We start from the raw sequence: 20,167 nt of genomic DNA, 5'->3' as shown, positions 1-20,167 counted from the left end.
GAGACATCATGGTTCAGCCATCACGACGCAGATTGATCAAGGGCGCGGCCGCCGCGGTCGGCGCCCTCTCCGTGGCCCCCGGGCTGCTGGCGCAGGCCGCGCCGGTGCGCATCGGCTACGCGATCTCGCGCACCGGCCCGTGGACGCCGGGCGCGCAGGTCAGCCAGGAGCCCAACTACCTGCTGTGGGCCGAGCAAGCGAACGCCGCGGGCGGCCTGAGCGTGAAGGGCGCGAAGCGGCCCATCGAACTCATCAGCTCCGACGACCGCTCCGAGATGGAGACCTGCGTGCGCTCCTACGAGAAGCTCATGGGCAGCGACAAGGTCGACCTGATCCTGCCGCCCTGGGGCAGCAACGCCAACTTCGCGATCGCGCCGCTGGCCAACCGCTTCGGCTACCCGATGCTGGCGCCCACGGCGCTGTCGCGCAAGCTGATCGACATGAACCTGCCGTTCTTCTTCTCGCTGCTGCAGCAGCCCGACCGCATGATGAACGCACTGGTCGACCTGCTGGTGGCCAATGGCGCCAAGACCGTGGCCATCGTCTACATGGACGATCTGTTCGGCCTGGAGAACTTCGCCGCGCTCAACAACGCGCTCAAGAACACCAGCATCCAGGTGGTGGAGCGCAAGAGCTATCCGCTGGGCGTGAAGGACCTGTCGCCGGTGCTGCGCGGCATCAAGGACCTGAACCCCGACGCCTTCATCGGCATCACCTACCCGCCCGACACCATCCTGGCCAGCAAGCAGGCCAAGGAGGTGGGCCTCAACCCGAAGTTCTTCTACGCCTCGGTGGGCACGGCCTTCCAGCTCTACAAGAACGTGATGACGCCGGCCGGCGCCGAAGGCGTGCTCGGCATGGGCTCGTGGAACAGCAAGACCAGCGCCGGCGCCAAGGCCTACTTCGACGCGCACACCAGGAAGTTCGGCGGCAAGGAGCCGGACCGCTGGGCCAGCGGCCACTGCTGGGCCGGGCTGGAGATCCTGCAGGCGGCCGTGGGCCAGGTCGGCCTGGACCGCAAGGCGATCCGCGAGTACGTGGCCAAGACCACGCACAAGACCCTCATCGGCGACGTGAAGTTCACCGGCAGCGAGAACACGGCCACGCCGGGTTCCGTGGGCCAGTGGCAGAACGGCGAGTTCGAGGTGGTGTGGCCGCAGTCCATCGCGACGGCGAAGCTGCACCCCGCCAAGCCTGCGTGGAAGTGAGGCTCCCCCCGAAGCGGCCTGCGGCCGCCTCCCCTCAAGGGGCGACACCAGCGGCTCGGCGAAGCCGGTTCCGCGGTGTCACTGAACCTGAATCAAAACTCAAACATGTCTCTTGGCGCCTGGCTTGAACTGCTGGCCTCCGGCCTGATCACCGGCGGCATCTATGCGCTGGTGGCGCTGGGGCTGAACCTCCAGTACGGGCTGATGCGCATCCTCAACATCGCGCATGGCGAGTTCCTGATGCTGGGCGCCTACCTCACCTGGATGGCGCAGAGCACGCTCGGCCTGTCGCCGCTGGCGATGGTTCCGGTGTCTTTCCTGGTGCTGATGGCCGTGGGTCTGGTGGTGCACCGGCTGTGCTTCCGGCGGCTGGCCGCCACCTCGCCCAACGTCGATATCTTCGAGGCGCGCGGCCTCATGGTGGCGTTCGGCCTGATGTTCCTGGTGCAGAACTTCGCCTCGTGGATGTGGGGCGGCGATCTGCGCGGCTACGACTACCTGACCTCGCCGGTGGCGGTGGGCGGCGCGCAGTTCGCGGCCAACAAGCTGCTGGTGTTCGGCCTGGCGCTGCTGTTCTCGCTGGCGCTGATCGCGCTGCTGCGCCTCACACTGCTGGGCAAGGGCGTGCGCGCGCTGATGCAGTCGCCCACCGGCGCGCAGCTGGTGGGCATCGACACGAAGCGCCTGCATCCGCTGATGTTCGGCGTCGGCCTGGGCCTGTCGGGCGTGGCGGGCTGCCTGCTGTCGATGGCCTACACCATCACGCCGGCCATGGGCGAGCCCTACACGGTGACGGCGCTGATCGTCATCACGCTGGGCGGCTTCGGCAGCATGAGCGGCGCGCTCGCGGGCGGCCTGCTGCTGGGCGTGGTCGAGGCGCTGGGCATGCACTTCACCAACCCTTCGCTCAAGGCGCTGCTGTCGTACAGCGTGTTCATCGCGGTGCTGCTGCTGCGCCCGAAGGGGCTGTTTTCCAAATGAAATCAAAAGATTCCTTCGTGCGCGACCTCGCCGTGCTGGCCGTGCTCGGCGCCGCCGCGCTGACGGTGCCCTTCATGGCCAGCGACTTCCTGGTCTCGCTGGCGCTGACCTGCCTGATGTACGTGGCGCTGTCGTCGAGCTGGGGCCTGTTCTGCGGCAGCACGCGCTATTTGTCGCTGGCCACCTCGGCCTTCTTCGGCCTGGGCGCCTACACCAGCGCCCTGGTGCTGGGCCAGGTGCCGTGGCTGGTGGCCATCGGCCTGGGCACGCTGCTGGCCATCGCCGTGGCCCTGGTGATGGGGGCGGCGGTGCTGCACCTGCGCGGCACCTACTTCGCGGTGCTGACCTTCGGCATGACCGAGCTGATCCGCCATGCCGTGACCTATTTCGAGAAGCAGGTGACGGGCACCGTGGGCCGGGTGCTGATGACGGTGCCGGAGTCGGGCACCGTGTACTTCACGGTGCTGGGCATCGCAGTGGCTGCGGTGCTGGCCTCGATCTTCGTGCGGCGCAGCCGCTTCGGCCTGGCGCTGGCGGGCATCGGCGCCGACGAGCAGCGCGCACAGACGCTGGGCGTGAACACGCAGCTCGTGAAGATCGCCGGCTTCGCGCTGACGGCGGGCTTTGCCGGCGCGGTCGGCGCGGCGATGGCCGTGCGCTGGACCTACATCGACCCGGTGACGGTGTTCAACCCCTTCATCGGCTTCCAGACCGTGCTGATCGCGCTGATCGGCGGCGCCGCCACGCTGTGGGGCCCGCTGATCGCGGCCGTGGTGTTCAGCCTGCTGGCCGAGACGCTGCGCCTGCAGCTGCCGCAGGTCTACATGATGACGCTGGGCCTGCTGCTGATCCTTTCGGTGCTGTACCTGCCGGGCGGGCTGGCCTCGCTGCGCTGGGGCATGCTGGGCCGCCTGGCCGGCCGCGGCGCGAAGGGGCCGGGCCATGGCTGAGCTGCTGCTGCAGGCCCGCGGCGTCACGGTGCGCTTCGGCGGCCTGACGGCCGTGGACGGCGTCGATGCCGCGTTCCACGCCGGCGAGCTGGTGGGCATCATCGGCCCCAACGGCGCGGGCAAGACCACTTTCTTCAATGCCATCTCGGGCGTGATCCCGCCGAGCGCGGGTGCGCTGATCGCCGCCGGCCGCGACCTGGCCGGGCAGGGCCCGCACCGCTATGCGGCGCAGGGCATCGCGCGCACCTTCCAGACGCCGCGCGTGTTCGCCGACATGACGGTGATCGCCAACATCGACTTCGGCCTGCAGTTCGCGGGCCGGCACCGCGCGGCGCCGGCGCTGCTGCGCGACGGCGAAAGCATCCTGGCGCTGATCGGCCTGCTGCGGCTGGCCGATCGCCCGGCTGCCGACATCACGCCCTCGCAGCAGCGCCTGCTGGAGATCGGCATGGCGCTGGCCACGCGGCCGCGCCTGCTGCTGCTCGACGAGGTGGCCGCCGGCCTGACCGAGGCCGAGGTGGAGGCCATCGCGCGGCTGATCGGCCGGCTGCGTGCCGAACTGGGCCTGGCCGTGGTGTGGATCGAGCACGCGGTGACCACGCTGCTGCGCCATGTGGAGCGCGTGATCGTGCTGCACCAGGGCCGCAAGATCGCCGACGGCACGCCCGCCGAGGTGGTGCGCAACGCCGAGGTGGTGGAGGCCTACCTGGGCGACGAGATGAGCGAGGCCGCGGCATGACGCAGGCCCATCTGGTGGTGAAGCACCTGAGCGCCGGCTACGGCGGCTTTTTGGTGCTGCGCGAGCTGACGCTGGAGGCCGCGCCGGGCCTCACCGTGATCCTTGGCCCCAACGGCGCGGGCAAGACCACGCTGCTCAAGGCGCTGGCCGGCTTGATTCCGCGCCAGGGCGAGGTGCTGCTCGATGGCGCGGCGCTGCCCCTGGGCGACGCCAGCGGCACCGTGAAACGCGGCCTGGCGCTGGTGGCCGAAGGGCGCCAGCTGTTTCCGCAGATGAGCGTGGCCGAGAACCTGGAACTCGGCGGCTGGCTGATCCCCAAGGCCGAGCGCGCGCGCCGGCTGGAGCAGGCCTTCAGCGACTTCCCCAAGCTGCGCGAACGCGCGAAACAGCTGGCCGGCACCATGAGCGGCGGCGAGCAGCAGATGGTGGCCGTGGCCCGCGCCATGATGAGCGGCCCGCGCCTGCTGATGCTGGACGAGCCCTCGCTCGGCCTGGCGCCGAAGATGGTCGATGAGCTGCTGGCCATCGCGCGGCGCATCGCCGACGCCGGCACCACGGTGCTGATGGTCGAGCAGAACGTGCGCAAGGCGCTGGCCGTGGCCGACCGCGGCTACGTGCTGGAGCGCGGCGCGCTGGTGGCGCAGGGGCCGGCCCCTGAGCTCGCGCGCTCCGACATCATCCGCCAGGCCTACCTGGGCCAGGCCTGAGCTTCATCGATGAACGACACATTCAAGGAGAACCGTCATGTCCAACCTGTCCATGCTGATCGGCGGCCAGCCCGCGGCCGCCAGCAACGGCGCCACCTTCGACCGCCTGAACCCGCTCGACGGCAGCCTGGCCACGCGTGCGCCCGCTGCCACCCCGGCCGACGCGGTGCGTGCCGTGGAGGCCGCGGCCGCCGCCTTCAAGACCTGGAGCAAGACCGGCCCCAACGAACGCCGCGCGCTGCTGCTCAAGGCGGCCGACGCGCTGGACGCGCGCACGCCGCAGTTCATCGAGGCCATGGGCGCCGAAACCGGCGCCACGGCGATGTGGGCCGGCTTCAACGCGCATCTTGCGGCCGACATGCTGCGCGAGGCCGCGGCGCTGACCACGCAGGTGGCCGGCGAGGTGATTCCCTCCGACGTGCCGGGTAGCCTGGCGATGGGCGTGCGCCAGCCCGCGGGCGTGGTGCTGGGCATCGCGCCGTGGAACGCGCCGGTCATTCTGGGCACGCGCGCCGTGGCCACGCCGCTGGCCTGCGGCAACACGGTGATCCTCAAGGGCTCGGAGCTGTGCCCGCGCACGCACCAGCTCATCATCGAGTCGTTCCAGGCTGCCGGCTTTCCGGATGGCGTGGTCAACTACCTCACCAACGCCCCGGCCGATGCGGGCGCGGTGGTCGAGGCCATCGTGGCCCACCCGGCGGTGCGCCGCGTGAACTTCACCGGCTCCACGCACGTGGGCCGCATCATCGCGCAGACGGCGGCCAAGTACCTCAAGCCCACGGTGCTGGAACTGGGCGGGAAGGCGCCGCTGCTGGTGCTGGACGATGCCGACCTGGACGCCGCGGTGAATGGCGCCGCCTTCGGTGCGTTCGCCAACAGCGGGCAAATCTGCATGTCCACCGAACGCATCATCGTGGATGCCCAGGTGGCCGATGAATTCGTCAAGCGCTTCGCGGCCAAGGCCTCGGCGCTGCCGCTGGGCGACCCGCGCAAAGGGCCGGTGGTGCTGGGCTCGGTGGTGGACCAGTCGGCCGTGGACCGCTGCAATGCGCTGATCGACGACGCGCTGGCCAAGGGCGCGAAGCTGGTGTGCGGCGGCAAGGCGGAAAACACGCTGATGCCCGCCACCGTGATCGACCACGTGACACCCGGGATGCGCATCTACCGTGAGGAAACCTTCGGCCCCGTGAAATGCGTGGTGCGCGTGAGCGGTGTGGACGAGGCCGTGGCCTGCGCCAACGACAACGAGTTCGGCCTGTCGGCCGCCGTGTTCGGCCAGGACATCGCACACGCCTGGCAGGTGGCGGGGCGCATCGAATCGGGCATTTGCCACATCAACGGCCCCACGGTGCACGACGAGGCGCAGATGCCCTTCGGCGGCGTCAAGGCCAGCGGCTGGGGCCGTTTCGGCGGCAAGGCCGGCATTGCCGAGTTCACCGACTTGCGCTGGATCACGGTGCAGACCACGCCGCGGCACTACCCGTTCTGAGCGCCCCCGAGGCCGAGCCGGCCCGGCGCTAACTGGAGCGCCGCCTCAGCCGCCGTTCCAGCGCGCCGCGGCCGCCCGGCTGACGAAGCCCGCCACGGCCAGCAGGCGTGCGTCGTCGCCGTAGGCGCCGATCACCTGCGTGCCCAGGGGCAGGCCATGCGGGCCGCGCGCGATGGGCAGCGAGACGCAGGGCAGGTGCAGCAGGCTCCAGAGCGCGCCGAAGCGTGGCGAGCCCGAGTCGGCCAGCCCGGCGTCGGCCTCGCCCTCGGCCGGCGGGTAGAGCAGGGCGTCGACGTCGGCGAACAGGGCCTGGATCTGCCGGCGACCCCGGGCCGCGCGCCGGCGCATCTCCAGGTAGTCCTGCGGCGTGATGCCGAGTCCGCCGTCAAGGCGCCGCTGCAGTCGCGGACTGAACTGCGCGCTGTGGTGCAGGCGTTCGTGGGCCAGCGACTGGCGCGCCTCGAAGGCGAACAGCCGCGCCTGCATCTCTACCAGGTCTTCGATGTCGGCGGGCAGCGTGATGCGCTGCACGCTGGCGCCCTGGCGCTCGGCATCGGCCGCGAGCTGCTCGATGGCCTGTGCCATCTCCGGGCGCGCGTGCGCCCATTGGCGCGACTGGCACACGGCCAGGCGCGGCCGCAGGTCGGGCGTGTCAGCGAGCCGGGCGCCGTGCAGGCCGAAGCCGAAGAAGGCGGCGTCGGCCACGCTGCGTGCGAGCAGGCCGAGGGTGTCCTGCCCGGGGCTCAGCGGCTTGAGCCCGGCGCTGTTGAAGAAGCCGAAGGTGGGCTTGTAGCCGACCACGCCGCAGTAGGCGGCGGGCCGCACGATGGAGGCCGTGGTCTGCGTGCCGAAGGCCACCGGCACCATGAAGTCGGCCACGGCGGCGGCCGAGCCGCTGGAGGAGCCGCCCGGCGTGTGGCCGAGGTTCAGCGGGTTGCGCGTGTCGCTCGGGGTCTGGGTGGCGAACTCGCTGGTGGCGAGCTTGCCCAGCACCACGGCGCCGCGCTCGCGGGCGCTCGCCACGCAGGCGGCGTCCAGGCGCGGGCGGTGGCCGGCGTAGATCGGCGAGCCGTAGGCCGTGGGGTAGTCGGCGGTCTCGATCACGTCCTTGACGGCGAACGGGAGGCCGCGCAGCGGGCCGGTGGCGGCGCGGTCGGCCTCGCGGGCGTGCTGCAGCGCGGTGGCCTCGTCCACGGCCGTGAAGGCCCGCACGTCGGCGTTGCGTTCGGCGATGCGGGCCAGGCAGGCCCGCACCAGGGCCTCGCTGCTGAGGGTGCCGGCCTCGATGGCGCGGGCGGCGTCGAGGGCGGAGAGATGGTTGGCGGGGGTCATCCGGGAGCGTATCGGTGTCTTGTTCGGGTTACTGCAGGGTGATGCCGGTGTCGCGGATGATCCGGGCCCAGCGGTCGTGTTCCTTCTTCACGAAGGCGGCGAAGGCGTCGGGCGTGTCGCCGATCGGCTCCGCGCCCTGGGCCAGCAGCTGTTCCTTGACCTTGGGGTCCTTGAGGATGCGCACCACTTCCTCGTTCAGGCGCAAGACGATGGGGCGGGGCACGGCGGCCGGCGCGAACAGGCCGAACCAGCCTTCCACGTCGTAGCCCGGCACGCCGGCCTGCGCGATGGTGGGCACCTCGGGCAGCAGAGGCGAGCGGCGCGGCGAGGTCACGCCGAGCGCGGTGAGCTTGCCGGCGCGAATGTGCGGCAGGCACAGCGGCAGGTTGCAGAACATGGCGCTGACGCGGCCGCCCATCACGTCGGTGACCGGCGCACTGCCGCCCTTGTAGGGGATGTGGAGCAGGTCGGGCGTCTGGGTCATCGACTTGAACAGCTCGCCCGACAGGTGCATGCTGCCGCCCGCGCCACTGGAGGCGTAGCTGTATTTCTCGGTGCTGGCGGCCTGGATGAACTCCTTGACCGTGCGCGCGGGCACGCTCGGGCCGACCACCAGCACGTTGGGCACGGCCGCCACGTTGGTGATGGGCGCGAAGTCGCGCAGCGCGTTGAAGCGCAGGTTCTTGTGCAGGCTCGGGTTGATGGCGTTGGTGCTGGCCGCGCCCATCAGCAGGGTGTAACCGTCGGGCGCAGCGGCGGCCACGAAGGCGGCGCCGATGTTGCCGTCGGCGCCGGCCTTGTTGTCCACCACCACGGGCTGGCCCAGCGCGTCGCCCAGGCGCTGCGCCACGATGCGGGCCAGCAGGTCGGTCACGCTGCCGGCGGCGAACGGCACCACGATCAGCACCGGTTTGGTGGGGTAGGCCGGGGCGGCGGGGGCCTGTGCGGCGCTGGCCGTGGCGAGGCCGGCGAGGGCGGCGCCCAGCAGCAGGCGGCGAAAGCTTTGCAAGTTCATGAAGTGGACTCCAGAAGAAAAGGGGATCACCGTCGGGCACGGGGATGGCCGCCAGAATAGGAGCCGGCAATTGATACGTCCAATATAAAATATTCGATCATTTAGGTTGTAGATTGTCTTAATGCTGGTTTCACGCGCACTCAGAGCTTTTGTGACGGTGGCCGAAGAGCTGCACTTTGGCCGTGCCGCCGAGCGCCTGCACATCAGCCAGCCGCCGCTGAGCCAGCAGATCCGGCAGTTCGAGGACGCGGTGGGCGCGCCGCTGTTCGTGCGCACCACGCGCTCGGTGCAGCTCACGCCGGCCGGGCGGCTGATGCTGGAGCGCGCGCGCCAGCTGCTGGCCGAGGCCGAGGCCGCCGTCCATGCGGTGCAGCGCGTGGCGCGCGGGGAGGCCGGCAGCCTGACGCTGGGCTTCACCCACAGCACGGTCTACCAAGTGTTGCCGCAGGCGCTGAAGGCCTACCGCGAGCGCTACCCCGATGTGGCGCTGGACCTGAAGCAGCTCACCTCGGACCTGCTGACCGACGGCGTGCGTTCGGGCCGCATCGACGTGGCGCTGGTGCGGCTGTCGCCTTCGATGATGGGGCCCGAGCTGGAGGCGCAGGTGGTGGCGCGCGATCCGATGGTGCTGGCCCTGCCGGCCGGCCACCCGCTGGCCGCGCTGGACCGCGTGCCGGCGCAGGCGCTGCAGGGCCTGCCCTTCATCGGCTATGCGCCCGATGGCGCGCGCTACTTCCATGAGCTGATCGAGAGCATCTTCGCCGCGGGCCGGGTGCGGCCGGAGGTGATCCACACCAGCATCCTGCCGACGCTGCTGGCGCTGGTGGAGGCCGGCATGGGCGCGGCGCTGGCGCCGGCCTCGGTGGTGCCGGTGGGCGAGGGCCGGCTGGTGTGCCGGCCGCTGCAGGGCGTGGGCGAGACGGCGCAGGCCGTGCTCTCGTGCATCTGGCGGCGCGACAACGCCAACCCGGCCGTGCCGGCGTTTGCGGCGCTGCTACCGGGCGGCGTCAGCCCGGTCGCGTCTGCCACTCCAGCCGGGTGAGGCCGTCGAGGGCCTGGGCCGGCGAGTCGCCGCACATCTCGGCCGAGGGTCGGAGCTGGCCGCAGACGGCGGGCCGCAGCGGGCTGCCGAAGATCAGGCAGCGGCTGTCCTCGCCGAGCTGCACGCAGCGCATGCCCGCCGGCTTGCCCTGGGGCATGCCGGGGATGGCGCTGGAGATGGAGGGCGCGATGCAGCAGGCGCCGCAGCGCGGGCGGCAATTCAAGCGGGATTCCGTGTTGCTATTGATTTGATAGCAAACAATGACCGCGGCACCTGGACATCGGGCCGATCTGGCATCAAAACCGGGCTCAGGTGGCCGGGGCCAGCCGTTCGGCGGCCCACAGCACCTGGTCGATCACGGCCTGCACGTTCTTGACGGCAAAGTCGTTGAGCAGGCGGCCGTCGGCGTCGAAGGCGTCACCCGCGCGGCCGAGCGCGAAGTTCTGCGGCGCCAGCCAGCACATCAGGTTCAGCAGCAGCGGCGCCAGGTGGCTTTGCGAGCGCAGGCCGCCCAGGGCGCCGGGCGAGGCGCTGAGCACGCCCACCACCTTGCCGCGCGTGGCCTTGAAGCCGTCGGTCCAGTCGGGGTCGGACTTGACGGGGCTGGAGACCCAGTCCAGCGTGTTCTTGACCAGGGCCGGGTAGCTCGCGTTGTACTCGGGCGTGCAGATGATCCAGGCCGGGTGCTCGAACATCAGGCGCTTGAGGCGCATCACGTCGGGCGGTGTGCCGCGGGCTTCGAGGTCGGCGTTGTACATCGGGATGTCGAAGTCGGCCAGCTCGATGTGCGTGACCTCGGCGCCGCGCTCGCGTGCCAGTGCGGCGGTGGCATGGGCCAGCCGGCGGTTGAAGGAGAGCTGGCGGGTGCTGCCTGCGAAGATGAGGAGTTTCATGCCCTCGATTGCAACACAAACAGGCGCAGGAATCCTGCAACGCGCGCAGGGCGGGCGCGCCCGGTTGGCGCAAAAAAGCCCCCGCCGGTAAAATCGAGGGCTCCGGGCCGAACGGCCCCCTGCGCACAAGGCGCCCGCACTCCCATGCTTTACCCTGAAACATTCGACGTCATCGTCGTCGGCGGCGGCCATGCCGGCACCGAGGCTGCGCTCGCGGCTGCCCGCATGGGCAGCAAGACGCTGCTGCTCACCCACAACATCGAGACGCTGGGCCAGATGAGCTGCAACCCGTCCATCGGCGGCATCGGCAAGGGCCACCTGGTGAAAGAGGTGGATGCGCTGGGCGGCGCCATGGGCATCGCCACGGACGAGGGCGGCATCCAGTTCCGCATCCTCAACAGCTCCAAGGGGCCGGCGGTGCGTGCCACCCGGGCCCAGGCCGACCGCATCCTGTACAAGGCGGCGATCCGCCGCCGGCTGGAGAACCAGCCCAACCTCTGGCTGTTCCAGCAGGCGGTGGACGACCTGGTGGTGGAGGGCGACCGCGTGGTCGGCGCCGTGACCCAGGTCGGCATCACCTTCCGCAGCCGCACCGTGGTGCTGACGGCCGGCACCTTCCTGGACGGCAAGATCCATGTGGGCCTCAACAACTACGCGGCCGGCCGCGCGGGCGATCCGCCTGCCGTGTCGCTGAGCGCGCGCCTGAAGGAGCTCAAGCTGCCGCAGGCCCGCCTGAAGACCGGCACGCCGCCGCGCATCGACGGCCGCAGCATCGACTTTTCCAAGTGCACCGAGCAGCCGGGCGACGGCATGCCGGGCGGGGTAGGGAATGAGGTGCCAGTGTTCAGTTTCATGGGCAACGCCGACATGCACCCGCATCAGGTGCCCTGCTGGATCACCCACACCAACGAGCGCACGCACGAGATCATCCGCAGCGGCTTCGACCGCAGCCCCATGTTTACCGGCAAGATCGAGGGCGTGGGGCCGCGCTACTGCCCGAGCGTGGAAGACAAGATCAACCGCTTTGCCGACAAGGACAGCCACCAGATTTTCCTGGAGCCCGAGGGGCTGACGACGAACGAGTATTACCCCAATGGCATCTCCACCAGCCTGCCGTTCGACATCCAGTACGCGCTGGTGCGCAGCATGCCGGGGCTGGAAAACGCCCACATCCTGCGCCCGGGCTATGCCATCGAGTATGACTACTTCGACCCGCGCTCGCTGAAAAGCAGCTTCGAGACGCGCCAGATCAATGGCCTGTTCTTCGCCGGCCAGATCAACGGCACGACCGGCTACGAAGAGGCGGCAGCCCAGGGCCTGTTCGCCGGCATCAATGCCGCGCTGCAATGCCGGGGTGAAGCCGCCTGGCTGCCGCGGCGCGACGAAGCCTACCTGGGCGTGCTGGTGGACGACCTGATCACCAAAGGCGTGACCGAGCCCTACCGCATGTTCACCAGCCGCGCCGAGTTCCGCCTGCAGCTGCGCGAGGACAACGCCGACATGCGCCTGACCGAAACCGGCCGCAAGCTGGGCCTGGTGGACGACGCCCGCTGGGATGCCTTCAGCCGTAAACGCGACGCTGTTTCACGTGAAACCGAGCGCCTCAAGTCCATCTGGGTCAGCCCCAAGAACCTGCCGGCGGCCGAGTCGGAGCGGGTGCTGGGCAAGGCCATCGAGCACGAGTACAACCTGGCCGACCTGCTGCGCCGGCCGGATGTGAGCTACGAATCGCTGATGTCGTTGGACGGCGGGCGCTTTGTCTCGTCCGATGTTTCACGTGAAACATCGGAGGGCAGGGTGGTGATCGAACAGGTGGAGATTGCCGCCAAGTACTCGGGCTACATCGACCGCCAGAAGGATGAAGTGGAGCGCGCCGCCCACTACGAGAACCTCAGGCTGCCGGCCGAGCTGGACTATCTGCAGGTCTCGGCGCTCAGCATCGAAGCCCGGCAGAAGCTCCACAAGCACCGGCCTGAGACCTTGGGCCAGGCCTCGCGGATCTCCGGCATCACGCCGGCCGCGATATCGCTGCTGCTGATTCACCTCAAGCGCGGCAAGTTCAAGGGCTTTGCCGGCGAGCCGGCCAACGACATCGGCAAAGTGGCGGCCTGATGCGGGCGCTGGAAACTCCGCTGCGGGACGGACTCGCAGCGCTGAACCTGTCCCTGTCCGACGCCCAGGTCGGTCAATTGCTGGACTACCAGGACCTGATCCAGAAGTGGAACAAGGTCTACAACCTCACGGCCGTGCGCGAACCTGCCGACATGCTCACCCACCATCTGCTGGACAGCCTGGCGGTGGTGGCGCCGCTGCGCCGCCACACCGGCGGCCGGCCGATCCGCCTGCTCGACGTGGGCTCGGGCGCCGGCCTGCCGGGCGTGGTGATCGCGATCTGCTGCCCGGAGATCAGTGTGAGTTGCGTGGACACCGTGGCCAAGAAGGCGGCCTTCATCCAGCAGGCAGCGGTGGCGCTCAGGCTGGCCCATCTGCGTGGCCTGCATGCACGGGTGGAGACACTGACCGAGCGGTACGACGTGGTCAGCTCGCGGGCCTTTGCCTCGCTGGCGGACTTCGTGAGCTGGTCCGGCGACACGTTGGCGGAGCAGGGCGTCTGGCTGGCCATGAAGGGCCGGCATCCGGCCGACGAGATCGCCGCGCTGCCGGCGGGCACGGAAGTGTTTCACGTGGAACAGCTGACGGTGCCAGGGCTGGACGCCGAGCGCTGCATCGTCTGGCTGCGCAGGAAAGCATCGTAAACTCGACCCCTCGGCTCCTGAGGGAATTTCCATGTTCGGCATTGCAGATTACGGCGCGTTCGTCGCCGCCATCATTCTTTTTCTCGCGATTCCCGGGCCGGGCAACCTGGCACTGATCACCTCCACCAGCAAGGGCGGGCGGCTCGGCGGCCTGGCCGCCACGCTGGGCGTGATCGCGGGCGACCAGGTGCTGATGTGGCTGGCCGTGGCCGGCGTGGCGGCCCTGCTGTCGGCCTACCCCACGGCCTTCCATGCCGTGCAGTGGCTCGGCGCGGCCTACCTGGCCTGGCTGGGCTTTCGCATGCTCACGGCCAAGCCCGGCGCCCAGCCGATCCTGAACATCCAGCCGCGCCACTACTTCCGCCAGGCGATGCTGATCACGCTGCTCAACCCCAAGGCCATCGTGTTCTACATGGCCTTCTTCCCGCTGTTCGTGGACCCAGCCCGGCACCAGGGCCTGCTGACCTTCGGCGTGATGGCCGCCACCATCGCCGCGCTGACCTTCGCCTACGGGCTGGCCGTGGTGCTGCTGACCTTCCATCTGGCCGAGCGCCTGCGCGCCAACCCGCTCATCACCCGCACGCTCGAAAAAGTGGCCGGCGTCTTCCTCGTCGGCTTCGGCATCAAGCTGGCCCTCTCCAAATAACAAGCAGCACCACCCATGGCCAAGATATTTTGTGTCGCCAACCAGAAGGGCGGCGTCGGCAAGACCACCACCACGGTCAATCTCGCCGCGGGCCTGGCCAAGGTCGGCCAGCGCGTGCTGATGATCGACCTGGACCCGCAGGGCAATGCCACCATGGGCTCGGGCGTGGACAAGCGCCAGCTCGAACTCACCGTGTACGACGTGCTGCTCGAATCGGCCTCGGTGGCCGAGGCGCGCGTGCGCAGCGAGAAGTGCGGCTACGACGTGCTGGGCGCCAACCGCGAGCTGGCCGGCGCCGAGGTCGAGCTGGTGGAGGTGGAGCGCCGCGAGCGGCGCCTCAAGCTGGCGCTGGCCGAGGTCGACGCGCAGTACGACTTCGTGCTGATCGACTGCCCGCCCAGCCTGAGCATGCTCACGCTCAACGGCCTGTGCTGCGCGCACGGCGTGATCGTGCCCATGCAATGCGAGTACTTCGCGCTGGAAGGCCTGACCGATCTGGTCAACACCATCAAGCAGGTGCACGCCAACCTCAACAAGGACCTGCAGATCATCGGCCTGCTGCGCGTGATGTTCGACCCGCGCATCACGCTGCAGACGCAGGTCAGCGAGCAGCTCAAGGAGCATTTCGGCGACAAGGTGTTCAACACCGTGATCCCGCGCAATGTGCGCCTGGCCGAGGCGCCGAGCTATGGCCTGCCGGGCGTGGTGTTCGATCCTTCGTCCAAGGGCGCGCAGGCCTTCATCGCCTTTGCCGAAGAGATGGTGGAGCGCATCCGCAAGATGTGATGAGCCCCAAATTGGCTGGATGTCCGCGTCCTGCGGTCATTGTCTGCTATCAAATTCATAGTCCATGAAGCCCTCCAACGTCCTCATCCTGCCCGGCTGGGAAAACTCCGGCCCGCAGCACTGGCAAAGCCTGTGGGAGCAGGCGCATGGCTACCGCCGCGTCGAGCAGCACGACTGGATGCGCCCGCTGCGCGGCGACTGGATCGCGCGGCTCGAAGACGTGCTGCTGTCCTGCGACGAGCCCGCCGTGCTGGTGGCCCACAGCCTGGGCTGCATCCACACGGCGGCCTGGGCCGCGCACTCGAAGAACACGCAGCGCGTCAAGGCCGCGCTGCTGGTGGCGCCGGGCGACGTGGAGCGCGAGGCCATCCGCCCGCTGCTGCCGGGCTGGTCGCCCGTCGTGCGGCAGGCGCTGCCGTTTCCGAGCGTGCTGCTGGGCAGCCACGACGACCCGTATTGCACGTTCGAGCGCGCCCGCGGTTTTGCCGAGGCCTGGGGCTCGCGCTTCATCGACTACGGCCACCGGGGCCACATCAATGCCAACACCGGCCTGGGCGACTGGCCCGAGGGCCACGCGATGCTGCTCGACCTGATGAAAGATTGAAAGAGAAAAACACAGCTATGGTCACCAAGAAACCCAAGGGCCTGGGCCGCGGACTCGAGGCACTGCTCGGACCGAAAGTCGACGAAGCCGCCGGCGCCGACGCCAGCGCCACCAACCATCCGGGCCTGCCGGCCTCGCTGCGCCTGTCCGACATGGTGCCCGGCATCTACCAGCCGCGCACCCGCATGGACGAGGGCGCGCTGTACGAACTGGCCGAGAGCATCAAGGCCCAGGGCATCATGCAGCCGATCCTGGTGCGCCGGCTGACCAGCGGCCCGAACGACGGCAAGTACGAAATCATCGCCGGCGAACGCCGCTTCCGCGCGGCCCGCCTGGCCGGCCTGGACAGCGTGCCGGTGCTGGTGCGCGACGTGCCCGACGAGTCCGCCGCGGCCATGGCGCTGATCGAGAACATCCAGCGCGAAGACCTCAACCCGCTCGAAGAAGCCCATGGCCTGCAACGCCTGGTGAAAGAGTTTGGGCTCACTCATGAGCAGGCGGCCCAGGCCGTGGGCCGCTCGCGCAGCGCCGCCTCCAACCTGCTGCGCCTGCTGAACCTGGCCGAGCCGGTGCAGACCATGCTGATGGCCGGCGACCTCGACATGGGCCACGCCCGCGCCCTGCTGGCGCTGGACAAGGCCACGCAGATCACGGCCGCCAACCAGATCGCCGCCAGGAAGATGTCGGTGCGTGAAGCCGAAAGCCTGGTCAAGAAACTGGGCGCCGAATTCAACCTGGTCTCGCCCAAGCCCAAGAAGGAGAAGTCGCGCGACCTCAAGCGCGTGGAGGAGGAACTGTCGGACCTGCTCACCGCCGAGGTCGAGGTGCGCGTCAAGAAGCGCGTCAAGCGCCACGGCCGGGTCGAGGAGATGGGCGAGCTGGCGATCCAGTTCGGCTCGCTGGACGAACTCAACGGCCTGATCGAGCGCCTGCGGGGGTAGGGCTCGCCCGCTCTGGTGGGCGGCGGCGGCCGGGGTCACAATGGGCGCATGCGAAAGCCGCAGCTCGCCCTTCTTCTTGCACTGGCCGCCGCGATGCCGGCCTGGCCCCAGCCGCGCAGCAACGCCTTCCACGATCCGTTCGTGCAGGTGACCTCGGCCATCGCCGCCTGCCCGGTGCCGGCTGGCCCGCTCTACACCGAGGCCGAGGCGCGCGCGGCCGAGCATGTGCGCACCCAGCACGGCACGAGCTGCTACCACTCGGGCCGCTGCCGGCTGCCCAACTCCTATCTCTACGACGCAGAAATCATCCCGCGCGTGGCGCAGTACATCCAGCGCGACGGCCGCTTCGCCGGCACCAGTGTCTGGGTGGTGGGCGAGCGCCGGCTGGTGACGCTGCTGGGCTGCGTGCAGTCGCGCGAGCAGGCCGAGGCGCTGGAGAAGTCCGTGCAACTGGTGGACGACGTGATGGGCGTCATCAACCACCTGGCCGTGCCCGGCGAGCCGCCGCCCTACGACGTGGCGAAATAGCGGGCGCGGCCTGCGCCACCCCCCTGAACCGGGGGATGACATCGCAAGGGCGGGGGCCTACCGTGGCGGCTTTCAAGGAGCCTTCCATGCGATCACCCCGAACCCGCGCGGCCGTTGCCGGCCTGGCTGCGGGCCTGTGCCTTGCCGTAGGCGCGCAGCCCATCGAGCGCGTTCGCCTCACCGACAACGACCTCGGCTGCCAGCAGATCTACGGCGAGATCGTGCAGATGGACGGCCTGATCGCCAAGGCCGCCGCGCCCACGGCCCTGCCCACCGCGGCCGATCCGGGCGCGGGCCAGGGCGCTGCCGTGGCTGGCGCGGTGGCGCAGACCGCGCTGGCCAACGTCGCGGCGCGCACCGGCGGCTTTGGGGGGTTCGGCGGCCTGGGCAACATGTTCGGCAACATCGCCGCGCAGGCGGCCCAGCAGCAGGCTACCCAGCAGGCGGTGGCGCAGGCCGGCGCGCAGCAGCAGGCCCAGCAGGGCGCGCAGATGGCGCAGCAGGCCCAGGGCCGCAAGGAGCACCTGACGGGGCTCTTCCTGTCCAAGGGCTGCAAGATGGGCGAGCTACAGAAATAGGGGCTTCCCCCATCATCCGGGGGATGCCTGCGCACCGGCGTTGCCTTAAGCTGCCACCATGTCACCGCTTGCCTGTGTCGACCGTGTCCTGATCGTCGAAGACCTGGACGAGCCGCGCCGCTGGCTGGCCGAGCTGGTGCCCACCGTGCTGCCCGGCATCCTGCAGGTGGATACGGCCGCCAGCGTGGCCGAGGCGCGCAGCCTGATCGGCGCGCATGCCTACCGCCTGTCGTTCATCGACTGGGCCCTGCCCGACGGCACGGGCGAGGTGCTGATCCGCGCGCTGGTGGCGGCTCGGCCGGAGGCGCTGGTGATCGTGACCACCATCCATGACGACGATGCCTACGTCTTCCCGGCGCTGCGCGCCGGTGCCACGGGCTACATCCTCAAGTCGCAGCCGCGCGAGGTGGTGGCCATGCAGATCCGCCGCATCGAGCAGGGCGAACCGGCGCTCTCGCCCTCGGTGGCCACGCGCATCCTGAAGCACTTCCAGTCCGGGGCCGCGCCGCAGCCCGCGGCCGAGGCCGGCGTGGCGCTGACCCGGCGCGAAGTGCAGGTGCTGCAGCTCATCGCCAAGGGCTACAACGTGCCCGAGGTCGGGCGTCTGCTGGACATCGCGGCCTCCACCGTCAGCGGCTATGTGCGCGACATCTACCGCAAGCTGGACATCTCTTCGCGTGCCGAGGCCGCCATGGAGGCGGTGCGGCGCGGGCTGATCGAATGAGGCCCGCGGGCGCCGGCGCGGCAGCGCGCGCCATGCCGCCCGGAGGCTGGCTCGCGCTGGCCCTGTTCTATGGCCTGGCCGTGGTGGCCCTGGTGACGGCCCTGGCGGCGTCGCAGCCCCGGCTGGGCCTGCAGCTGCGCTGGAGCGACGCGGCGGGCGGCGCGCAGGTGCTGCAGGCCTCGGGGCCGGCCGCCGCCATCGCCGCCGGCACCGTGCTCACGGGCGTGCAGGGCGAGGGCGGGCGCATGGCGTTCACGGCGCACGACTTCGTGCAGGAGCCGGCCGCCGGGCTCAAGACCTTCCGCGAGTACGACGAGATGCTGGCGCGCCAGGACCGCCTCGCCGCGCTGCAGGCCGGGCCGGGCCTGGGCTTCATCGACAGCCAGGGGCAGGTCCATCCGGTCCAGCCCGAGCCGGTGCGGCACCTGCTGCTGCTGCCGGTGGAGTTCTGGGTCCAGGTGGCGGTGGGCTTTTTCGCGTGGCTGATCTCGGCCGGCGTCTGGATCTTCCGGCGCCGCGAGGCCAGCGCGCGCTACCTGCTGCTCAGCGGCTGGAGCACGCTGCTGTTCGCGCCGTTCGCGGCCGTCTACAGCACGCGCGAGCTGGCGCTGCCCGCGCAGCAGTTCCGCTGGCTGTGCGACCTCAACTTCTACGGCGGCTGCATCTACGTCGCCACCATGGTGGCCCTGCTGTGGTACTACCCGCGCCGGCTCGGGCGCCTGGCGCTGGGGCCGCTGTTGCTGGGCCTGTACACGCTGTGGTGGCTGGCCCAGGAGTTGCGGCTCGTGGACTCCATGCTCATGGGCCGGCGCTCGCTGGTGTTCGCCGGTTTCGCCGCCACCCTGGCGCTGGCCGTGGTGCAGTGGCGCGCCACGCGCCGCGACCCGGTGGCGCGCGCGGCGCTGCAGTGGTTCCTGCTGTCATGGCTGCTGGGCAGCGGGATCTTCGCAGCGCTGAACTTCGTGCCGCAGATCTTCGGCATCAGCATGGCCGCGCTGCAGGGCTACAGCTTCCTGCTGTTCCTGCTGGTGTACGGCGGCCTGGCCTTCGGCATCCTGCGCTTCCGGCTGTTCGAGCTGGGCGAGTGGTGGTTCCGCATCCTGCTGTGGGTGGCCGGCGCGTTCCTGTTTTTTGCGCTGGACCTGTTCCTGCTGCTGATGCTCCATCTCTCGCCCACCGTGTCCCTGAGCCTGGCGCTGCTGATCTGCGGCTTCGTCTGGCTGCCGCTGCGCGGCTGGCTCTGGGGCCGGCTGGTGGAGCGCAGCCGCCCGCCCCAGCAGGAGCTGTTCCGGCGCGTGCTCGACATCTCGCTGGCCGCCAGCGCGCAGGAGCGGCTGGCGCGCTGGCGCGGCTTGCTGCGATCGATGTTCGATCCGCTGCAGATGGACGAGCAGGCGGCCCCCGCCGCGCGGGCCGTGATCGTCGACGACGGCCTCGCCCTGGTCCTGCCCGCCGCCGGCCCCGGGCCGGGCCTTGTGCTGCGCTACCCGGGCGGCGGCGGGCGGCTGTTCGCGCCGCGCGACCTCGCGCTGGCCGAGGAGGTGCTGGACATGCTGCGCTACGCCGACGGCAGCCGCGACGCCTACAACCAGGGGGCGCAAGAGGAGCGCGCGCGCATCGCGCGCGACCTGCACGACGACCTGGGCTCGCGCCTGCTGTCCAGCCTGCACCAGACCGGCGTCGAGCAGACGCGCCAGGTGATCCAGCAGGCCATCAACGAGATGTGCACCATCGTCAACGGCCTGACGGGCACGCGCATGCCGCTGGCCTCGGTGATCGCCGAACTGCGGCACGAAACCTCGCGCCGGCTCGAAGCCGCCGGTCTGGCGCTGGAATGGCCGCTGCATGACGACAACGACGGCGTGGTGCTGGGCTACGGCAGCTACCGCAACTACATGGCGATCCTGCGCGAGCTCGTGAGCAACGTGCTGCGCCACGCCGGCGCGCGCTGCGTGTTCGTGGACATCCGCTGCGAGGGCGGCGAGCTGCTGACCACGGTGCGCGACGACGGCGGCGGGCTCGACGGCGCGCGCGGCACGGGCCACGGCCTGGCCAACCTGCGCAGCCGCGCGGCCGAACTCGGCGGCCACATCCGCTTCGACAGCGGACCGCAGGGCACGCTGGCCCGCGTGGTGCTGCCGCTGCCGCTGCCGCGCATCGGCGCGGCGCGCTGAGGCTCTTCAGCAGCCACTTCGGTGGCCGCCACCTCTTTCGAAGTCGATTCCGTTGCCGCTCCAACGCGGCTGCA

At 70.1% G+C, this 20,167-nt stretch carries 21 protein-coding genes; 17 read left to right on the top strand and 4 right to left on the bottom strand.

The window, feature by feature from the left end; genetic code table 11:
- Window positions 1–8: 8 nt before the first annotated feature.
- The 6 genes from MMF98_RS20605 to MMF98_RS20580 all read left to right on the top strand — a co-directional run bounded on the left by MMF98_RS20605 (window position 9) and on the right by MMF98_RS20580 (window position 6,074).
- Window positions 9–1,208 carry an amino acid ABC transporter substrate-binding protein gene (locus tag MMF98_RS20605; RefSeq protein WP_243309216.1) on the top strand — a complete coding sequence of 400 codons (1,200 nt, stop codon included), beginning with the start codon at window positions 9–11 and terminating at the stop codon, window positions 1,206–1,208.
- A gap of 105 nt (window positions 1,209–1,313) precedes the next feature.
- A complete protein-coding gene (locus MMF98_RS20600) occupies window positions 1,314–2,189 on the top strand; it encodes a branched-chain amino acid ABC transporter permease (RefSeq protein ID WP_243309213.1) in 876 nt (291 codons plus the stop codon).
- On the top strand, window positions 2,186–3,139 hold the full coding sequence (locus tag MMF98_RS20595) for a branched-chain amino acid ABC transporter permease (protein WP_243309211.1): 954 nt from the start codon (window positions 2,186–2,188) through the stop codon (window positions 3,137–3,139). Before MMF98_RS20600 ends, MMF98_RS20595 begins: the two co-directional genes overlap by 4 nt.
- Window positions 3,132–3,878: an ABC transporter ATP-binding protein gene (locus tag MMF98_RS20590; RefSeq protein WP_243309209.1), complete on the top strand. Its 747-nt coding sequence runs from the start codon at window positions 3,132–3,134 to the stop codon at window positions 3,876–3,878. Before MMF98_RS20595 ends, MMF98_RS20590 begins: the two co-directional genes overlap by 8 nt.
- Entirely contained in the window at window positions 3,875–4,585 is a 711-nt protein-coding gene (locus MMF98_RS20585) for an ABC transporter ATP-binding protein (protein ID WP_243309207.1), read from the top strand. The genes MMF98_RS20590 and MMF98_RS20585 overlap by 4 nt, the downstream gene beginning before the upstream one ends.
- Window positions 4,586–4,622: 37 nt before the next feature.
- Window positions 4,623–6,074, top strand: coding sequence for an aldehyde dehydrogenase (locus tag MMF98_RS20580; protein WP_243309206.1), 1,452 nt, complete (start codon window positions 4,623–4,625; stop codon window positions 6,072–6,074).
- 45 nt (window positions 6,075–6,119) lie between these two features.
- Here MMF98_RS20580 and MMF98_RS20575 read toward each other — a convergent pair whose 3' ends face one another.
- Complete coding sequence (locus MMF98_RS20575) at window positions 6,120–7,406, bottom strand: amidase (RefSeq protein ID WP_243309204.1); 1,287 nt, start codon at window positions 7,404–7,406, stop codon at window positions 6,120–6,122.
- 28 nt (window positions 7,407–7,434) lie between these two features.
- A complete protein-coding gene (locus MMF98_RS20570; protein WP_243309202.1) occupies window positions 7,435–8,421 on the bottom strand; it encodes a tripartite tricarboxylate transporter substrate binding protein in 987 nt (328 codons plus the stop codon).
- A 121-nt stretch (window positions 8,422–8,542) separates the two neighbouring features.
- On the opposite strand from MMF98_RS20570, the gene MMF98_RS20565 reads away from it, so the two are divergent.
- On the top strand, window positions 8,543–9,463 hold the full coding sequence (locus MMF98_RS20565) for a LysR substrate-binding domain-containing protein (protein ID WP_243309200.1): 921 nt from the start codon (window positions 8,543–8,545) through the stop codon (window positions 9,461–9,463).
- Here MMF98_RS20565 and MMF98_RS20560 read toward each other — a convergent pair.
- Window positions 9,429–9,686 (bottom strand): YkgJ family cysteine cluster protein, encoded by a 258-nt coding sequence (locus MMF98_RS20560; protein ID WP_243309198.1) that lies wholly within the window; start codon window positions 9,684–9,686, stop codon window positions 9,429–9,431. The two genes, MMF98_RS20565 and MMF98_RS20560, sit on opposite strands and share 35 nt — an antisense overlap.
- Before the next feature lie 85 nt (window positions 9,687–9,771).
- On the bottom strand, window positions 9,772–10,356 hold the full coding sequence (locus MMF98_RS20555) for an NADPH-dependent FMN reductase (protein WP_243309196.1): 585 nt from the start codon (window positions 10,354–10,356) through the stop codon (window positions 9,772–9,774).
- Window positions 10,357–10,500: 144 nt separating this feature from the next.
- On the opposite strand from MMF98_RS20555, the gene mnmG reads away from it, so the two are divergent.
- The 10 genes from mnmG to MMF98_RS20505 all read left to right on the top strand — a co-directional run bounded on the left by mnmG (window position 10,501) and on the right by MMF98_RS20505 (window position 20,093).
- Window positions 10,501–12,468 (top strand): tRNA uridine-5-carboxymethylaminomethyl(34) synthesis enzyme MnmG, encoded by a 1,968-nt coding sequence (gene mnmG / locus MMF98_RS20550; protein WP_243309195.1) that lies wholly within the window; start codon window positions 10,501–10,503, stop codon window positions 12,466–12,468.
- On the top strand, window positions 12,468–13,112 hold the full coding sequence (gene rsmG, locus MMF98_RS20545; RefSeq protein WP_243309191.1) for a 16S rRNA (guanine(527)-N(7))-methyltransferase RsmG: 645 nt from the start codon (window positions 12,468–12,470) through the stop codon (window positions 13,110–13,112). The genes mnmG and rsmG overlap by 1 nt, the downstream gene beginning before the upstream one ends.
- A 31-nt stretch (window positions 13,113–13,143) precedes the next feature.
- On the top strand, window positions 13,144–13,758 hold the full coding sequence (locus MMF98_RS20540; RefSeq protein ID WP_243309190.1) for a LysE family transporter: 615 nt from the start codon (window positions 13,144–13,146) through the stop codon (window positions 13,756–13,758).
- Window positions 13,759–13,773: 15 nt separating this feature from the next.
- On the top strand, window positions 13,774–14,544 hold the full coding sequence (locus tag MMF98_RS20535) for a ParA family protein (protein WP_243309189.1): 771 nt from the start codon (window positions 13,774–13,776) through the stop codon (window positions 14,542–14,544).
- Between the two features lie 64 nt (window positions 14,545–14,608).
- Window positions 14,609–15,148, top strand: a complete 540-nt coding sequence (locus MMF98_RS20530) for an RBBP9/YdeN family alpha/beta hydrolase (RefSeq protein WP_243309188.1) — start codon at window positions 14,609–14,611, stop codon at window positions 15,146–15,148.
- Between the two features lie 17 nt (window positions 15,149–15,165).
- Window positions 15,166–16,089 carry a ParB/RepB/Spo0J family partition protein gene (locus MMF98_RS20525; protein WP_243309187.1) on the top strand — a complete coding sequence of 308 codons (924 nt, stop codon included), beginning with the start codon at window positions 15,166–15,168 and terminating at the stop codon, window positions 16,087–16,089.
- A 48-nt stretch (window positions 16,090–16,137) separates the two neighbouring features.
- Window positions 16,138–16,617, top strand: coding sequence for a BON domain-containing protein (locus tag MMF98_RS20520; protein WP_243309186.1), 480 nt, complete (start codon window positions 16,138–16,140; stop codon window positions 16,615–16,617).
- A gap of 86 nt (window positions 16,618–16,703) precedes the next feature.
- The gene (locus MMF98_RS20515) at window positions 16,704–17,195 is read left to right on the top strand and encodes a hypothetical protein (protein ID WP_243309185.1); all 492 of its coding nucleotides are present in this window, start codon (window positions 16,704–16,706) and stop codon (window positions 17,193–17,195) included.
- Between the two features lie 58 nt (window positions 17,196–17,253).
- Entirely contained in the window at window positions 17,254–17,919 is a 666-nt protein-coding gene (locus MMF98_RS20510) for a LuxR C-terminal-related transcriptional regulator (RefSeq protein WP_243309184.1), read from the top strand.
- On the top strand, window positions 17,916–20,093 hold the full coding sequence (locus tag MMF98_RS20505; protein ID WP_243309182.1) for a sensor histidine kinase: 2,178 nt from the start codon (window positions 17,916–17,918) through the stop codon (window positions 20,091–20,093). The genes MMF98_RS20510 and MMF98_RS20505 overlap by 4 nt, the downstream gene beginning before the upstream one ends.
- Window positions 20,094–20,167: the final 74 nt, after the last annotated feature.

Origin of the sequence: Variovorax terrae (assembly GCF_022809125.1) — a bacterium.
GTDB classification, from domain to species: Bacteria; Pseudomonadota; Gammaproteobacteria; order Burkholderiales; family Burkholderiaceae_C; genus Variovorax_A; species Variovorax_A terrae.
This window is presented reverse-complemented; position numbering and strand designations above follow the sequence as displayed.

Coding starts and splice junctions, on each gene's coding strand:
- MMF98_RS20605 (WP_243309216.1), top strand. CDS start 9: ATGGTTCAGCCATCACGACGCAGATTGATCAAGGGCGCGGCCGCCGCG.
- MMF98_RS20600 (WP_243309213.1), top strand. CDS start 1,314: ATGTCTCTTGGCGCCTGGCTTGAACTGCTGGCCTCCGGCCTGATCACC.
- MMF98_RS20595 (WP_243309211.1), top strand. CDS start 2,186: ATGAAATCAAAAGATTCCTTCGTGCGCGACCTCGCCGTGCTGGCCGTG.
- MMF98_RS20590 (WP_243309209.1), top strand. CDS start 3,132: ATGGCTGAGCTGCTGCTGCAGGCCCGCGGCGTCACGGTGCGCTTCGGC.
- MMF98_RS20585 (WP_243309207.1), top strand. CDS start 3,875: ATGACGCAGGCCCATCTGGTGGTGAAGCACCTGAGCGCCGGCTACGGC.
- MMF98_RS20580 (WP_243309206.1), top strand. CDS start 4,623: ATGTCCAACCTGTCCATGCTGATCGGCGGCCAGCCCGCGGCCGCCAGC.
- MMF98_RS20575 (WP_243309204.1), bottom strand. CDS start 7,406: ATGACCCCCGCCAACCATCTCTCCGCCCTCGACGCCGCCCGCGCCATC.
- MMF98_RS20570 (WP_243309202.1), bottom strand. CDS start 8,421: ATGAACTTGCAAAGCTTTCGCCGCCTGCTGCTGGGCGCCGCCCTCGCC.
- MMF98_RS20565 (WP_243309200.1), top strand. CDS start 8,543: ATGCTGGTTTCACGCGCACTCAGAGCTTTTGTGACGGTGGCCGAAGAG.
- MMF98_RS20555 (WP_243309196.1), bottom strand. CDS start 10,356: ATGAAACTCCTCATCTTCGCAGGCAGCACCCGCCAGCTCTCCTTCAAC.
- mnmG (WP_243309195.1), top strand. CDS start 10,501: ATGCTTTACCCTGAAACATTCGACGTCATCGTCGTCGGCGGCGGCCAT.
- rsmG (WP_243309191.1), top strand. CDS start 12,468: ATGCGGGCGCTGGAAACTCCGCTGCGGGACGGACTCGCAGCGCTGAAC.
- MMF98_RS20540 (WP_243309190.1), top strand. CDS start 13,144: ATGTTCGGCATTGCAGATTACGGCGCGTTCGTCGCCGCCATCATTCTT.
- MMF98_RS20535 (WP_243309189.1), top strand. CDS start 13,774: ATGGCCAAGATATTTTGTGTCGCCAACCAGAAGGGCGGCGTCGGCAAG.
- MMF98_RS20530 (WP_243309188.1), top strand. CDS start 14,609: ATGAAGCCCTCCAACGTCCTCATCCTGCCCGGCTGGGAAAACTCCGGC.
- MMF98_RS20525 (WP_243309187.1), top strand. CDS start 15,166: ATGGTCACCAAGAAACCCAAGGGCCTGGGCCGCGGACTCGAGGCACTG.
- MMF98_RS20520 (WP_243309186.1), top strand. CDS start 16,138: ATGCGAAAGCCGCAGCTCGCCCTTCTTCTTGCACTGGCCGCCGCGATG.
- MMF98_RS20515 (WP_243309185.1), top strand. CDS start 16,704: ATGCGATCACCCCGAACCCGCGCGGCCGTTGCCGGCCTGGCTGCGGGC.
- MMF98_RS20510 (WP_243309184.1), top strand. CDS start 17,254: ATGTCACCGCTTGCCTGTGTCGACCGTGTCCTGATCGTCGAAGACCTG.
- MMF98_RS20505 (WP_243309182.1), top strand. CDS start 17,916: ATGAGGCCCGCGGGCGCCGGCGCGGCAGCGCGCGCCATGCCGCCCGGA.